Annotated in this window: 12 protein-coding genes and 1 other annotated feature (1 of these 13 only partly in view); all 12 genes read left to right on the top strand. The window is 44.1% G+C overall.

Annotated elements, in window-relative coordinates; translation table 11 throughout:
- Positions 1-20, top strand: a binding site (T-box leader); it begins 198 nt to the left of the window's first position.
- 176 nt (positions 21-196) lie between these two features.
- Positions 197-2,959, top strand: coding sequence for an isoleucine--tRNA ligase (gene ileS, locus I2484_RS00915; protein WP_207149134.1), 2,763 nt, complete (start codon positions 197-199; stop codon positions 2,957-2,959).
- Positions 2,960-3,320: 361 nt separating this feature from the next.
- Positions 3,321-3,797, top strand: a complete 477-nt coding sequence (lspA, locus tag I2484_RS00910; RefSeq protein ID WP_207149133.1) for a signal peptidase II — start codon at positions 3,321-3,323, stop codon at positions 3,795-3,797.
- Complete coding sequence (locus tag I2484_RS00905; RefSeq protein WP_207149132.1) at positions 3,797-4,750, top strand: RluA family pseudouridine synthase; 954 nt, start codon at positions 3,797-3,799, stop codon at positions 4,748-4,750. Before lspA ends, I2484_RS00905 begins: the two co-directional genes overlap by 1 nt.
- Positions 4,751-5,034: 284 nt before the next feature.
- On the top strand, positions 5,035-5,577 hold the full coding sequence (pyrR, locus tag I2484_RS00900; protein ID WP_207149131.1) for a bifunctional pyr operon transcriptional regulator/uracil phosphoribosyltransferase PyrR: 543 nt from the start codon (positions 5,035-5,037) through the stop codon (positions 5,575-5,577).
- 183 nt (positions 5,578-5,760) lie between these two features.
- Positions 5,761-7,047: a uracil-xanthine permease family protein gene (locus I2484_RS00895; protein WP_207149130.1), complete on the top strand. Its 1,287-nt coding sequence runs from the start codon at positions 5,761-5,763 to the stop codon at positions 7,045-7,047.
- A 264-nt stretch (positions 7,048-7,311) separates the two neighbouring features.
- Entirely contained in the window at positions 7,312-8,190 is an 879-nt protein-coding gene (locus I2484_RS00890; RefSeq protein WP_207149129.1) for an aspartate carbamoyltransferase catalytic subunit, read from the top strand.
- Between the two features lies 1 nt (position 8,191).
- Positions 8,192-9,469: a dihydroorotase gene (locus I2484_RS00885; protein WP_207149128.1), complete on the top strand. Its 1,278-nt coding sequence runs from the start codon at positions 8,192-8,194 to the stop codon at positions 9,467-9,469.
- Complete coding sequence (locus tag I2484_RS00880; protein WP_207149303.1) at positions 9,469-10,569, top strand: carbamoyl phosphate synthase small subunit; 1,101 nt, start codon at positions 9,469-9,471, stop codon at positions 10,567-10,569. The genes I2484_RS00885 and I2484_RS00880 overlap by 1 nt, the downstream gene beginning before the upstream one ends.
- Positions 10,562-13,759, top strand: a complete 3,198-nt coding sequence (gene carB / locus I2484_RS00875; protein ID WP_207149127.1) for a carbamoyl-phosphate synthase large subunit — start codon at positions 10,562-10,564, stop codon at positions 13,757-13,759. The genes I2484_RS00880 and carB overlap by 8 nt, the downstream gene beginning before the upstream one ends.
- The gene (locus I2484_RS00870) at positions 13,756-14,532 is read left to right on the top strand and encodes a dihydroorotate dehydrogenase electron transfer subunit (RefSeq protein WP_207149126.1); all 777 of its coding nucleotides are present in this window, start codon (positions 13,756-13,758) and stop codon (positions 14,530-14,532) included. Before carB ends, I2484_RS00870 begins: the two co-directional genes overlap by 4 nt.
- Positions 14,529-15,443, top strand: a complete 915-nt coding sequence (locus tag I2484_RS00865; protein ID WP_207149125.1) for a dihydroorotate dehydrogenase — start codon at positions 14,529-14,531, stop codon at positions 15,441-15,443. Before I2484_RS00870 ends, I2484_RS00865 begins: the two co-directional genes overlap by 4 nt.
- Positions 15,440-16,150: an orotidine-5'-phosphate decarboxylase gene (gene pyrF / locus I2484_RS00860; RefSeq protein WP_207149124.1), complete on the top strand. Its 711-nt coding sequence runs from the start codon at positions 15,440-15,442 to the stop codon at positions 16,148-16,150. Before I2484_RS00865 ends, pyrF begins: the two co-directional genes overlap by 4 nt.
- The last annotated feature ends 2 nt before the right edge of the window (positions 16,151-16,152 follow it).

The following is a 16,152-nucleotide window of genomic DNA, read 5'->3' as shown; positions in this document are numbered from 1 at the left end:
AATAATTCTTCGTCCCTTTTTAGGGGCGGGGATTTTTTTGTGTCTACAGGATGCAGGTATGCAGTGGGGAGGGATTGAACTACATCCCTCCTTGTTGCGACAGGACGTCGCGCACTTAGACTGCCTTCCTTATCACTTATGCCTGTCGGGGCTGTGCGGCGCCTTACGCTTTTCAATTTTAAAGGAGGAAAAAAACATGGATTACAAAGATACATTACTAATGCCGAAAACAGAATTCCCGATGAGAGGTAACTTACCTAACAAAGAGCCGTTGCTGCAAGAAAAGTGGGCAGAGATGGATATTTATAAAAAAGTACAGGAACGAACTGCGGGACGCCCGTTCTTCGTCTTACACGATGGGCCTCCATATGCGAATGGTGACCTGCATATGGGTCATGCCATGAACAAAGTATTGAAAGATATGATTGTTCGTCATAAATCAATGACAGGCTTCCACGCACCATACGTCCCAGGCTGGGATACACACGGACTGCCGATTGAGCAGGCATTAGTGAACAAGGGTGTAAAAAGAAAAGAAATGTCAGTAGCAGAATTCCGTAAAATGTGTGAGGAATATGCACTTGGCCAGATTGACAATCAGCGTAGCCAGTTCAAACGGATTGGTGTAAGGGGCGATTGGGATAATCCATATATCACGCTAAAACCAGCTTTTGAGGCGCGTCAAATTCAAGTATTTGGTGAGATGGCTAAAAAAGGATATATCTTTAAAGGGTTGAAACCGGTTTATTGGTCACCATCAAGTGAATCTGCACTTGCTGAGGCAGAAATCGAATATCAAGATAAGAAATCAGCATCTATTTATGTTAGTTTCCCTGTGAAAGATGGACTGGGCATTATTGACGAAGATGTTAACTTCTTAATCTGGACGACGACTCCTTGGACGATTCCTGCAAACCTTGGAATTACTGTACATCCTGAATTCGTATATGTCATTGTTAAAGCTGGGGAAGAGAAATTCCTAATTGCTAAAGATCTGCTTACATTTGTTGCAGAGGAACTTGGTTGGGAAGACCATGCTGTTGAGCGTGAACTGAAAGGTTCTGAACTTGACCGTGTTGTTGCGAAGCACCCATTGTATGACCGTGACTCACTTGTCATGTTAGGCGAACACGTTACAGCTGAAGCGGGTACTGGATGTGTCCATACAGCTCCAGGCCACGGTGAAGATGACTTCTACGTGTCTAAATCTTATGGCATTGATGCCCTTTCTCCTATCGATGACCGTGGTGTCATGACTGATGAAGCACCAGGCTTTGAAGGTCTATTTTATGAAGATGCAAATAAAGCAGTGACAGAAGCGCTCGAAAAAGTGGGCGCACTTAAGAAATTATCATTTATCACGCACTCGTATCCACATGACTGGCGCACGAAAAAACCGGTAATTTACCGCGCGACTGCACAATGGTTCGCTTCAATCGAATCGTTCCGCACGGAATTACTTGACGCTATCAAAAATACGAAATTTACTCCTTCATGGGGCGAAACGAGATTGTATAACATGGTTCGCGACCGTGGTGACTGGTGTATTTCTCGTCAGCGTGTATGGGGTGTTCCAATTCCAGTATTTTACGCTGAAAACGGTGAACCAATCATTACAGATGAAACGATTGCAAACGTTTCGGAACTGTTCCGTGAAAACGGGTCAAATGTCTGGTTTGAACGAGAAGCAAAAGATTTACTGCCAGAAGGCTTCACGCACGAAGGAAGCCCGAACGGAGAGTTTACAAAAGAGACGGACATCATGGACGTCTGGTTCGATTCAGGCTCAACGCACCAAGGTGTGCTAGTAGAACGAGATGATCTTGTTTACCCGGCTGACTTATATCTTGAAGGATCTGACCAATACCGTGGATGGTTTAACTCATCGCTTACGACAAGTGTTGCCATCAATGGCCATGCACCTTATAAAGGTGTGCTAAGCCACGGGTTCACTCTTGACGGCGAAGGACGTAAAATGAGTAAATCTATTGGTAATGTCATCATCCCTGCAAAGGTAATGAACCAACTTGGTGCAGATATTCTTCGCCTGTGGGTATCGTCTGTTGATTATACAGCGGACGTGCGGGTTTCTGATTCTAACTTCAAGCAAGTATCTGAAGTGTATAGAAAAATTCGTAACACACTTCGTTTCCTACACGGGAATACATCAGATTTCAATCCGGCTACAGATTCAGTAGCGTTTGAAAATCTTCGTACAGTCGACAAATTCGTCTATGTTAAATTACAGGACTTAATCAAAGAAGTGCGCAATGCCTATGAAAACTATGAGTTCGCTACTGTTTACCATGCGGTAAATAATTTCTGTACGGGCGAATTGAGCTCGTTCTACCTTGATATTGCGAAAGATGTTGTCTATATCGAAGGGGCAGACCATTCACATCGTCGTGCAATGCAGACAGTGATGTATGAAACGCTGATTACGATGTTGAAATTATTAACGCCGATTGTGCCGCATACGACAGATGAAATGTGGGCATTTATCGAGCATAAGACTGAAGAAAGTATTCAGCTAACAGATATGCCAGAAGCACAAGATCTAGGAGCAGAAGCACAGGCGTTGCGTGAACGGTTTGTTACTTTGATGCTTGTACGTGATGACGTTCTGAAGGCACTTGAAGAAGCACGTAATGGTAAAGTTATCGGGAAATCGCTTGAAGCGAAAGTAACAGTTGCTGTTCCTGAAAATCTGAAAGATGTATTCGCAGCGGACGATATCGACTTCGCACAATTCTTCATCGTTTCGAAGTTTGTTGAAGGAGATATCTCTAACATGCCGGAAGGTACTTTGAAACTAGATACTGTAAGTGTTCTTGTTGAAAATGCAGATGGCGAAAAATGTGAGCGTTGCTGGACGATTTCTGAAACAATCGGATCAGACGAAACACATCCTACACTATGTACGCGTTGTGCAGAAGTAGTGAAAGTGCATTATTCATAAAATTGTCAAACTGTAAGCCGCTGCTGCTGTCTTTATATAAGACTGGTTGCAGCGGTTTTTTAAAAGATGAGAAAGTATAAAGTTTTTACGTGGATCAGTGTCTAGACTCCAGACGCCAGCCCTACGACAGGACATCGTGACTTTAGACTGCCTTCCTTTAACTTTATTATTGCTGAAAAGGCATAGTACGCCTTTATCATCAAGACTTCCAGCAGGGGGGAATGAACTTCATGCCTCCTACTTGTCGGGGATTAACGGCGCCTTGCGCTTTTCTTATATTACTCATTTAGCGTTGAAACGCGCTCATATAGGTGTCGATGTGTTAAAATGGAACGTAATCTGTCGGACGGGGGTATTTGGATTGTTCATTTATTACGGATTGGCGGCATTCGTCATTATTTTGGATCAGTTTACGAAATGGCTAGTCGTTAAAAATATGGAACTTGGCGAAAAAATTAGCATTGCGGATCCTTATTTAGGGCTTCTATCTCACCGTAACAAGGGAGCGGCTTGGGGCATGCTTGAAGGACAAATGTGGTTATTTTATATCGTCACAGTTGTCGTTGCAATTGGTATTATCTATTTCTTCCATAAAGAAGCGAAAGGGCAACCGCTTTTTGGAGTCAGTTTAATGTTTCTTCTTGGTGGAGCGATTGGTAACTTTATCGATCGTCTGTGGCGCAAGGAAGTTGTCGATTTTGTCGATGTCACAATCCCGGTTATCAACTACGATTTTCCAATCTTTAATGTTGCAGATGCAGCCTTAACGGTCGGTGTGATTATGATCATCATCCATATTATTTTGGATGAAAAAAAGAATAAGAAAAAGGTGTCGTAATGGATAAAATTGAAATTGAAAATGAAAATGAAATAACTGAAATTGAAATAACTGAAGAACACAAAGGAAGCCGTATAGACAAAGCATTGTCTGCAGTCAATCCTGAATGGTCACGTACACAAATTCAAACATGGCTAAAGAATGGTCTTGTTCTTGTTGGCGGTATTACAGTGAAACCGAATTATAAAGTAAGACTGGGAGATACAGTGACGGTGGAAGAACCTGAACTGGAAGAACTTGACGTTGTTGCGGAAGAACTAGATCTCGATATCGTTTATGAAGATAAAGACGTACTCGTTGTCAATAAAGCACGTGGCATGGTTGTTCATCCTGCACCGGGCCATCCTTCGGGAACGCTTGTCAACGGGCTTATGCACCATTGCACGGACCTTTCTGGCATCAACGGTGTAGTTCGTCCTGGAATTGTTCATCGTATTGATAAAGATACGTCTGGGCTTTTGATGGTCGCTAAAAATGATAAGGCGCATGTGTCGTTAGTAGACCAACTTGTTAAAAGGTCTGTAACACGTGTTTACACTGCACTTGTCCATGGCCATATTCCACACGATAATGGAACAATTGAAGCGCCAATCGGCCGTGACACACGGGAGCGTCAGAATATGGCGATCGTTGATAAAGGAAGGCATGCGGTGACGCATTTCAAAGTAATGGAGCGATTCGGCGATTACACTCTTGTGGAATGCAGATTAGAAACAGGTAGAACACATCAAATTCGCGTGCATATGAAATATATTGGTTATCCGCTTGTTGGAGATCCGAAATATGGACCGAAAAAAACACTTGAATTTAACGGACAAGTATTGCATGCAGGAACGCTCGGTTTTGATCATCCTGTAACAGGGGAGTACTTGGAATTCAGCAGCCCCCTACCTGAAGATTTTATAGAGTTGGTCGATAAAGTTAGGAAAAGCGTTGACAAAAAGGAAGAGTGAAATGTATACTGAACGAAGCAATTGAATAGCGATACCTTTAAAATCAGTCCAGAGAGGCTGGGAAGGTTGCACGGAAGTACAGTCAAACTGCTGCGCGCAGTTTCTATGTACATTTATTTCTGCACGTATACCCTCCCGCCATCCAAGGCCGGGAGGTTTTTTATGTCTAGCTCCAGTCGCCATGCGGCTTGTGCTTATAATATGAAAAACATCCAATCCGACCGGCTCCTGGAGGGCATTTGACCGAAAGACCAAAGTAGACAAGGGAAATGGAGGATGTTGAAATGACTGAAAAAGCAAATATTCTAGACGAACAGGCAATTGGCAGGGCAGTAACACGAATTGCACATGAAATCATTGAACGCAACAAAGGAATTGACGAGTGTATTCTTGTCGGCATTAAAACACGCGGCGCTTTCTTAGCGAACAGGCTTGCTGAAAAGATTGAACTTATCGAAGGGAAATCGATTAAAGCCGGTGAACTTGATATTACACTGTATCGGGATGATCTAATGCTGAAACATGGCAATAACGAACCACTCGTCCAGCAGGTAGACATCAAGCATGACGTGACAAATATGAAAGTGATTTTGGTAGACGACGTTCTCTATACAGGCAGAACAGTTCGGGCAGCGATGGATGCAGTTATGGACCTTGGAAGACCGGCATCTATTCAACTAGCAGTACTTGTTGACCGGGGCCATCGTGAATTACCAATAAGACCAGACTTCGTCGGTAAAAACATTCCGACATCAAGCGATGAGCGGGTCGTTGTGAGTGTAGAAGAAAAGGATGGTAAAGATAGCGTGTCGATTCATTCGAAATAAAAGTGTGATTCGGTTGAAGGCGGTATAAGTTGAACAAATCAACGCTTATATAAACTAGGCGAATGCGCCTTACTTGGGGCGGTAGGCAACCCTAGCACCGAAGTAGATTTAATGGAATTCTTTATTTCAACAGAATAAATATAAAAAATACAAAATAAAGTAGTCCGCACGGGGGTATTGGCAATGGATGAAAAAGTATTAGATGTGCATGAAAAACCAGCACCAACCAGGTGGGTTATACTTAGTTTACAACATATGTTTGCCATGTTTGGAGCAACAATATTAGTTCCTCAACTCGTCGGATTAAGTCCTGCAATCGCCCTACTAACAAGTGGTATTGCAACAATCGTCTTTATCCTGGTTACGCGTTTCCAAGTACCAGCGTACTTAGGCTCATCTTTCGCCTTTATCATTCCGATACAAGTCGCGACTGAAACGGGTGGAATTGGCAGTGCGATGATTGGAAGTATGTTTGTGGCACTTGTCTACGGAATCATTTCATTACTCATTTGGAAAACGGGCTATAATTGGATCATGAAAGTATTGCCTCCGATTGTAGTAGCGCCTGTTATTATCGTAATTGGACTGGCACTTTCACCAACTGCAATCAGCATGGCAAGTACAATCCAAGTTGGAGATGACAGGGTATACAATCTTCTTCATTTCTCAGCAGCGATTGTCACACTAGCGGCTGCTATTGTCTGCCTCATGTTTTTCAAAGGAATCATCAGCCTAATGCCAATACTAATCGGCATCAGCGTTGGCTACATTTACTCGGCTTTCATTGGAATATTGGATTTTACAAAAGTTGTGGAAGCAAAGTGGTTTGAATTTCCTGAAATGCTAATTCCAGGTGTGGATTATGATTTCGTCATTACACCTACGCTCCTGTTTCTTATGGTGCCAATTGCGATTGTCACTATATCGGAGCATATCGGCCATCAACTCGTCCTTGGACGAATCGTTGGAAGAGATTACATAAAAAATCCTGGCTTGAATCGCTCATTACTAGGTGATGGACTTGGAACACTAATAAGTGGTCTTGTAGGAGGTCCACCTAAAACGACATACGGTGAAAATATCGGTGTCCTTGCGCTTACTCGGGTCTATAGTGTCTATGTCATTTTAGGAGCTGCTGTTTTCGCCATAGCCTTCTCATTCTTAGGAAAAGTGATGGCATTGATTGCGACGATTCCGACGGCGGTGCTCGGCGGGGTTTCGATTCTCTTGTTCGGAATTATCGCTTCATCCGGCTTACGCATGCTCGTGGATCACAAAATTGATTTTGGCAACCAACGAAACCTTGTTATCGCTTCAGTCATCCTAGTCATCGGAATCGGTGGTGCGAGCATCAAATTTAATGAAAATTTCCAAATTGAAGGAATGGCTCTAGCGGCAATTATCGGCGTGATACTCAACTTGGCCTTGCCAGGAAGAACAAATGAAAGTCTAGTTGATGAAAAAGAATAGAAAACCTTTTAACACTGTTCCGAGAGTCAGGGAAAGGTTCGTTTGACACCCATTCTGCACTATAAGTGTAGGGTTTGGATTGTCATACTTAACGAGCTTTTCCGTCAATCGGGAAGGCTCGTTTTTTCATATGTAAGAAAGTATACGTTTTTTCTACTCGGGTCGTTGTCTAGACTCCAGGCGCCAACCCCTCGGGTCATAAGCCGTTTTGCTGTGGGGGCTGGGCGGCGCCTTCCACATTTCGATAAAAGGAGGACAAACCGAATGCAGCATCTTGTTTCGATGAAAGACCTTACTGAAGTAGAAATAATGACAATCCTTGATCGGGCTGATACATTCAAAAAGTTTGGAGCTCGAGAATTGCCTGGGAAATATAGTGTCAGTAACTTGTTTTTTGAACCAAGCACGCGCACAAAAATGAGCTTCGAAATGGCGGAGCGGAAACTTGGACTTGATGTATTGCCATTCGAATCGAGCTTCTCCAGCACATTAAAAGGAGAGACGCTCTATGACACAGTCAAAACGCTCGAAGCAATCGGTGTAGATGCACTTGTTATCCGCCATCCAGAAGATGGTTACTATGATCAGTTGATTGGTAGAACGTCAGTTTCCATCATTAATGGAGGAGACGGTTCAGGTCAGCATCCTACGCAATCATTGCTGGATTTATTCACAATACGAGAAGAGTTTGGTTCATTTACAGGATTGAACGTACTTATTGCAGGCGATATTACACATAGCCGTGTAGCGCGGTCTAATGCAGATGCGCTTGTCACACTTGGCGCAAACGTGACATTCCTTTGCCCGGCTGAATGGGCAGGTGAGTTCGACAGTGTGGATTCTTGGGATGAAGTGATTAAAAATAGCGATGTGGTTATGCTGCTACGGGTTCAACATGAAAGACATGAGGTAGAAATAACTTTTGCAGGAGAAAGTTATCATGAACGATATGGTCTAACAGAAGCCCGCGAGCAGCTGATGAAGGAAAATGCAATCATCATGCATCCGGGACCATTTAACCGAGGCGTGGAAATTGCAGAACCATTAATCGAGTGCTCGAAATCACGGATTTTCAAACAAATGGAAAATGGTGTATACATACGGATGGCCGTATTGGAATCAGTATTGAAAGGGAGGAATTGACATGATGAAACTTATTCAAGGGGTTCAGATGCTAAACGGTGACGGGGAACTTGTTACAACAGACGTGAAAATAACGGGTGATAAGATCACAGAAATCGGTCATCAGCTACCAGTAGAAAACGCAGAAGTAATCGAGGGCAAGGGACTTTTACTTGCACCGGGCTTCATAGATGTCCACGTGCATCTTCGTGAACCAGGCGGGGAGCATAAAGAGACAATCGAAAGCGGAACACTGGCAGCAGCAAAAGGCGGTTATACGACTATCTGTGCAATGCCGAATACACGGCCTGTACCGGATACCAAAGAAAATCTTACACTGGTCAATGACTTAATCGCACAGAAGTCCATAATTCGTGTCCTTCCATACGCTTCAATTACGATACGGGAAGCTGGTAAAGAACGGACGAATCTCACTGAACTGAAAGAACACGGAGCTTTCGCATTTACGGACGATGGCGTCGGTGTACAACAGGCAGGAATGATGTACGAAGCAATGCAAGATGCAGCTGAAATTGGGATGGCAATTGTTGCGCACTGTGAAGATAATACGCTTATCTACGGTGGTGCGATGCACGAAGGCAAACGTAATAAAGAACTGGGTCTTCCCGGAATTCCTTCTATAGCAGAATCGGTCCATATCGCCCGTGATATTTTACTGGCTGAAGCGGCTGGCGCTCATTACCATGTGTGTCACGTCAGTACGAAAGAGTCAGTTCGGGTAATCCGCGACGCGAAAAAAGCAGGAGTTCATGTAACTGCTGAAGTAAGTCCACATCACCTTCTACTGTCGGAAGAGGACATTCCTGGCGATGATGCCGATTGGAAGATGAATCCTCCGCTTCGCGGAACAGAAGACCTAGCAGCACTGCGCGAAGGATTGCTCGATGGCACACTGGATTTCATCGCAACAGATCACGCACCACATAGTGCAGAAGAAAAAGCTGTTGGCTTTGCAAAAGCACCATTCGGCATTACTGGTTTTGAAACAGCATTCCCACTTCTTTATACGAACTTTGTTAAAAAAGGAACATGGACATTACAACAGCTCATCGATTGGATGACGAAAAAACCGGCTGATGTATTCGGCTTACCATACGGTAAAATCGAAGTTGGAGCCACTGCGGATTTAGTGTTACTCAATTTGAACAAAGAAGCAAAAATAGATCGCACAACATTTGTCTCTAAAGGTAAGAACACACCATTTGATGGTTTGACATGCACAGGCTGGCCAGTTAAAACGATTTTCGGTGGAAAAGTAGTTTGGGAGGATGGACAATGATGAAAAAAAGAATGCTTATTTTAGAAGACGGAACAATTTTTGAAGGAATCGCTTTTGGTTCTGATGAAGCTTCAATCGGTGAAACAGTATTCACAACAGGTATGACAGGCTATCAAGAAACCATTTCAAATCCGTCGGGAGCTGGACAAATCATTGTGATGACCTACCCGCTAATCGGCAACTATGGCATTAACCGGGACGATTTCGAATCAATTGAGCCGGCGGCAAGCGGCTTAGTGGTTCGTGAACTAGCAGACGAACCATCGAACTTCCGTAGCAGCATGACGCTTTGCGAACTGTTAACGATGAAGGGTATTCCTGGAATTCAAGGAATCGATACACGTAAATTAACTCGGTTGCTGCGGGACAAAGGTGCGTTAAAAGGGATTCTTACTGCTGCAGGAGAAGAAGTAAATGTTGGGGAAACGGTTGCACATGTCGCATCTTACAACTTGCCAACAGATCTTGTTGCACGCGTTTCGACGAAGAAACCGTATCCAAGCCCAGGTCGCGGAGAGCGAATCATCCTGATCGACTATGGTATGAAACATGGTATATTACGCGAATTAAATGACAGAGATTGCGACGTTATCGTCGTTCCATATAATACATCGACGAAAGAAATCCTTTCTTTATCACCAGATGGCATTGTGTTGTCAAATGGACCGGGGAATCCGTTGGATGTTGAAGGGACAGTTGAAGTAATTAAAGAATTGCTAGGAAAAGCTCCAATCTTCGGGATTGGACTTGGCCATCAGTTGTTAGCCCTTGCATGTGGAGCACGTACAGTAAAATTGAAAAACAGTCATATGGGCGGCAATCATCCCGTAAAAGATTTGACTACAGGTAGGACGGAATTGACCTCACAATGCCATGGCTACGCAGTAGATGAACAATCACTTGTAGGTACGGATCTCGAAGTAACACATAAAGCACTAAATGACGGCTCGGTTGAAGGCGTGAAAAGCACGAAATACGAAGCGTTTTCCGTACAGTTTCATCCGGAAGCGTCACCAGGACCAGAAGATTCGAAACATCTGTTTGACCGATTCATGGATATAATGAAAACAAGCAGCCGAGAGGGGAATTTCAATGCCTAAACGTACAGATATTGAAACTATATTAGTTATCGGGTCAGGCCCGATTGTTATTGGTCAGGCGGCAGAGTTTGACTACGCCGGAACACAAGCATGTCTTTCATTGAAAGAAGAGGGTTACCGGGTCATTCTTATAAACTCTAACCCTGCAACGATTATGACAGATACAGAAATCGCAGACAAAGTATATATTGAACCAATCACGCTTGAATTCGTCAGCCGCATCATTCGTAAAGAACGCCCTGACGCACTTCTTCCAACAATGGGTGGTCAGACTGGTTTGAATATGGCGATTGAACTGGATGAATCGGGAATATTGAAAGAATTAGGTATTGAAATCCTTGGTACTAAGCTCGATGCAATCCATAAGGCAGAAGACCGTGATTTGTTCCGGACGCTAATGAATGAACTTGGTGAACCTGTTCCTGACAGCGATATTATCCATAACCTTGAAGAAGCACATGCTTTTGTTGATAGAATCGGCTATCCAGTTATCGTTCGTCCTGCATTCACACTTGGCGGTACAGGCGGCGGCATGTGTTACAACGATGAAGATCTGGAAGAAATCGTGACAAGCGGTTTGAAATATAGCCCAGCTACACAATGTTTGCTGGAAAAATCGATTGCCGGCTATAAAGAAATTGAATATGAAGTAATGCGTGACTCAGCGGACAATGCGATCGTCGTTTGTAACATGGAGAATATCGATGCAGTCGGAATTCATACGGGCGATTCAATCGTCGCGGCTCCAAGCCAAACGATGACAGACCGTGAAAACCAAATGCTTCGAAATGTGTCACTTAAAATTATCCGTGCGCTCGGAATTGAAGGTGGATGTAACGTCCAGCTTGCACTTGATCCACATAGCTTTGATTACTTCATTATCGAAGTGAACCCGCGTGTTAGCCGATCATCGGCACTCGCATCGAAAGCGACAGGCTATCCAATTGCGAAACTTGCAGCGAAAATTGCAGTTGGCATGACGCTCGACGAAATGATGAATCCAGTTACGGGGACAACGTATGCTTGTTTCGAACCGTCACTCGATTACATCGTGACGAAAATTCCACGCTGGCCGTTTGATAAATTCGAATCTGCTAAACGAAACTTGGGTACTCAAATGAAAGCGACAGGCGAAGTAATGGCAATCGGTCGTACATTCGAAGAGTCCATTTTGAAAGCAGTGCGCTCACTTGAAACAGGACAATTTGGCTTATCATTGAAAAATGGTTCGACAATGACGGACGAATGGATTGAAAAACGTATCCGTCGTGCAGGCGACGAGCGTTTGTTCTTCATCGGTGAAGCATTCCGCAGAGGCGCGACAGTTGAAACGATTCACGAATGGAGTCAAATCGACGCCTTTTTCTTACGCAAGTTCCAGAAAATCGTCCAGTTTGAACTAGTCTTACAAGCAAATCCGTTTGACTATCAAACGTTGCGCACTGCAAAACGCATGGGCTTCTCTGACGTAACAGTTGCAGAACTATGGAGCACAGATGAGCGAGCGATTTACGATTGGCGTAAAGAGCATGGCCTAATTCCAGTCTATAAAAAGGTTGATACATGTGCAGGTGAATTTGAATCGGATACACCGTACTTTTACGGCACGTACGAAGATGAAAATGAATCGATTAGAACAGACAAGAAAAGTGTTATCGTTCTAGGTTCTGGCCCGATTCGTATCGGTCAAGGCGTCGAGTTCGACTATGCGACAGTCCACTCTGTTTGGGCAATTCAAGAAGCTGGTTATGAAGCGATCATCATCAACAACAACCCTGAAACGGTGTCAACAGACTTCTCGATTTCGGACAAATTATACTTTGAGCCGCTGACAATCGAAGATGTTATGCATATCGTTGACCTAGAACAGCCTGAAGGCGTTATCGTTCAGTTCGGTGGACAAACAGCTATCAACCTAGCGGCTGGCCTCGAAGCTCGCGGCGTGAAAATTTTAGGAACATCTCTAGAAGATATTGACCGTGCAGAAAACCGTAATAAGTTTGAAAAAGCATTGCGAGAAATCGGAATTCCACAGCCGCTTGGAAAAACAGCTGTTTCAGTACCAGAAGCTGTCGCGATTGCCAATGAAATCGGTTATCCTGTACTCGTTAGACCTTCTTATGTACTTGGCGGGCGTGCGATGGAAATTGTTTATCATGAAGAAGAACTGCTTTATTACATGGAGCATGCAGTTGAAGCTAGCCCGGATCATCCGGTACTTGTCGATCGCTACTTGACAGGAACTGAAATCGAAGTCGATGGTATATGCGACGGAGAAAACGTGTTAATTCCAGGTATTATGGAACATATTGAACGTGCAGGTGTTCACTCAGGTGACTCGATTGCCGTGTTCCCGCCACAAAATTTATCAGCTTCTCAATTGGAAACAATCACTGATTATACGACACGCCTTGCAAAAGGACTTGGAATTGTAGGTCTGCTCAATATCCAGTTCGTCATCTCAGAAGGGCAAGTCTACGTCATCGAAGTGAATCCACGGTCAAGTCGTACGGTTCCATTCTTAAGTAAAATCACGAACATTCCAATGGCAAACATTGCGACAAAAGCCATTCTGGGTCAATCAATTATCGAACAAGGTTACAAAAATGGACTTGCTCAGGCACCATCTGGCGTCTACGTTAAAGTACCGGTGTTCTCGTTTGCGAAATTGCGTCGAGTAGATATCACGCTTGGACCTGAAATGAAATCGACCGGAGAAGTAATGGGTAAAGATACTACGCTTGAAAAAGCCTTGTACAAAGGTCTTGTTGCAGCGGGGATGGAGATAAAAGAATACGGTTCAGTAATAATGACTGTCGCTGACAAAGATAAAGAAGAGATGGTCAGCATTGCTAAACGCTTTACGGATATCGGATACCGTATTTTGGCAACAGGTGGTACTGCATCCGTGTTAGAGAATGCTGGCATCCGCGTGAAGACAATCGGTAAAATTGGTTCTGAAGGGCCAACGCTTCTGGATGTTATTCAAAAAGGAGAAGCACAAATTGTTATCAATACGCTGACAAAAGGAAAACAGCCTGAACGTGACGGTTTTAGAATTCGCCGTGAATCAGTTGAAAATGGCATTCCTTGCTTCACTTCACTTGATACGGCAGATGCAATGCTGCGTGTTATTGAATCAATGACATTCCAAACTGAGGAAATGGGGAAAGTGGAGGGAACTATATGATCATCCAAGATCGAATGACGGTCACTTCACAACAGCAAATTGCCCATAATATTTTTGAAATGAAGTTAAACGGTAAATTGGTTGGGGAAATTACTTCCCCAGGCCAGTTTGTCCACATTCGTGTGTCTGACTCGTTTGAACCACTATTAAGACGTCCAATTTCAATCGCTTCCATTGATCAAGATGCTGGCGAAATGACCATTATCTATCGTGCAGAAGGTCGAGGGACTACAATCCTTTCACAAAGACGTGCTGGCGATGAAGTAGATGTACTTGGTCCGCTAGGTAATGGTTTTCCTGTTGAAGAAACCGCAACTGGAGAAACTGCAATTTTAATTGGCGGAGGAATAGGTGTACCACCATTGTATGAGCTGTCGAAGCAATTGACGGCGAAGGGCGTGAAATGCACGCATGTCTTAGGATTCCAATCAAAGGATGCAGTATTTTACGAAGAAGAGTTTAGTAAACTCGGCGAAACACATATCGTGACAGTCGATGGATCGCGTGGAACGGCAGGTTTCGTGACCACAGTTATGGAGGAACTTGGCAATGAATTCTCAACGTATTACAGCTGTGGTCCGATGCCGATGCTGGAAGCGATTGAAAAAATGTACGCAGGAAAAAAAGGCTTTCTGTCATTCGAACAACGAATGGGCTGCGGAATCGGTGCTTGTTTCGCATGTGTTTGTCAAACGACGGAAGGGTCGGAAAAAGCATATATTAAAGTATGCTCTGATGGTCCAGTATTCCCGGCGGGGGTGGTGGCAATATGAATAGACTATCGATTGAATTACCAGGTTTATCATTAAAAAACCCAATTATGCCCGCATCCGGTTGTTTCGGATTTGGTAAAGAATATGGCCAACTGTATGATTTATCGTTGCTTGGCGCGATAATGATCAAATCCACAACACTTGAAATGAGGCTTGGCAATCCGACGCCGCGTGTTGCAGAAACAGCTTCAGGTATGCTGAATGCGATTGGACTGCAAAATCCGGGATTAAAAGGCGTATTGGAAGGCGAGTTGCCGTGGCTGGAACAGTTTGATGTGCCAATTATCGCGAACGTTGCGGGGACTGAAACAGCAGATTACGTGGAAGTAGCGAAAATGATTTCTCAGGCTCCAAACGTTAAGGCACTTGAGTTGAATATCTCGTGTCCAAACGTTAAATGCGGAGGAATTACATTTGGAACGGATCCTGAAATTGCAAAAGAGCTGACCAGGGCGGTAAAAGAAGTGTCTTCAGTTCCGGTTTATGTAAAACTATCTCCAAATGTCACTACTATCGTGGAAATTGCACAGGCGGTTGAAGCAGGCGGGGCGGACGGCATTACGATGATTAACACATTGATTGGGATGCGCCTTGATCAGAAAACAGGCCGTCCGGTTATTGCAAATGGTACAGGCGGATTGTCTGGCCCAGCTGTTAAACCGGTTGCTATTCGGATGGTTTATGAAGTGAGCAAAGCAGTCAACATTCCGATTATTGGAATGGGTGGGGTGACAGAGGTGGCTGATATTATCGACTTTATGTCCGCGGGTGCAAGTGCCGTTGCAGTAGGAACTGCGAACTTCGTCAATCCATTTGTTTGTCCGCAGATCATTGAACAATTGCCAGCTAAGTTGGACGAGCTTGGCATTAATCATATTTCTGAACTGATAGGGAGGAGTCATCGTCTATGAAAACATCCCCGATTATAGCGCTCGATTTTGATTCTGCTGAAAAGACATTCGACTTTCTACGTGCTTTTGATGGAGACGTCAATGTCAAAGTGGGCATGCAACTTTATTATAAAGAAGGGCCTGCGATTGTGGCTCGGTTGAAAGAACAAGGTTATGATGTGTTCCTTGATTTGAAATTGCATGACATTCCAAACACTGTGAAATCCGCTATGGAAGTGCTTGCGGGATTTGGCGTTGACCTAGTGAATGTTCATGTAGCTGGTGGTAAGGCAATGATGGAGGCGGCTCTTGAAGGATTAGATAAAGGGACGCCAGCTGGATTAAAACGGGCATCACTAATCGGAGTTACGCAACTGACGTCTACAGATGAGCGTCAAGTTCGGGAAGAGCAGTTGATAGGCGTTTCACTTCAAGAATCTGTCCTTCATTATGCAAAGCTGACGAAAGAAGCAGGTCTCGACGGTGTTGTTTGTTCTGTCCATGAAGCGAGAGCGATCGCAGAAAGTTGCGGAAAACCCTTTTTTAAAGTGACGCCTGGCATACGCCTTGCAGATGGCGGAGCACATGATCAGATACGGATTGCGACACCTGAAGAAGCGTGTCTGGCAGGATCTACACATATCGTGGTTGGACGGGCAATAACGGGGGCAACAGATCCGCGTGCAGCATACGAAAACATACATGCACTTTGGAAGGGGACGGAATAACA

Origin of the sequence: Sporosarcina sp. E16_8 (assembly GCF_017347095.1) — a bacterium.
Classification (GTDB): domain Bacteria; phylum Bacillota; class Bacilli; order Bacillales_A; family Planococcaceae; genus Sporosarcina.
Note: the sequence above shows the minus strand (reverse complement) of the source record. Positions and strands in the feature narration are given on the sequence as shown.

Coding starts and splice junctions, on each gene's coding strand:
- ileS (WP_207149134.1), top strand. CDS start 197: ATGGATTACAAAGATACATTACTAATGCCGAAAACAGAATTCCCGATG.
- I2484_RS00905 (WP_207149132.1), top strand. CDS start 3,797: ATGGATAAAATTGAAATTGAAAATGAAAATGAAATAACTGAAATTGAA.
- pyrR (WP_207149131.1), top strand. CDS start 5,035: ATGACTGAAAAAGCAAATATTCTAGACGAACAGGCAATTGGCAGGGCA.
- I2484_RS00895 (WP_207149130.1), top strand. CDS start 5,761: ATGGATGAAAAAGTATTAGATGTGCATGAAAAACCAGCACCAACCAGG.
- I2484_RS00890 (WP_207149129.1), top strand. CDS start 7,312: ATGCAGCATCTTGTTTCGATGAAAGACCTTACTGAAGTAGAAATAATG.
- I2484_RS00885 (WP_207149128.1), top strand. CDS start 8,192: ATGATGAAACTTATTCAAGGGGTTCAGATGCTAAACGGTGACGGGGAA.
- I2484_RS00880 (WP_207149303.1), top strand. CDS start 9,469: ATGAAAAAAAGAATGCTTATTTTAGAAGACGGAACAATTTTTGAAGGA.
- carB (WP_207149127.1), top strand. CDS start 10,562: ATGCCTAAACGTACAGATATTGAAACTATATTAGTTATCGGGTCAGGC.
- I2484_RS00870 (WP_207149126.1), top strand. CDS start 13,756: ATGATCATCCAAGATCGAATGACGGTCACTTCACAACAGCAAATTGCC.
- I2484_RS00865 (WP_207149125.1), top strand. CDS start 14,529: ATGAATAGACTATCGATTGAATTACCAGGTTTATCATTAAAAAACCCA.
- pyrF (WP_207149124.1), top strand. CDS start 15,440: ATGAAAACATCCCCGATTATAGCGCTCGATTTTGATTCTGCTGAAAAG.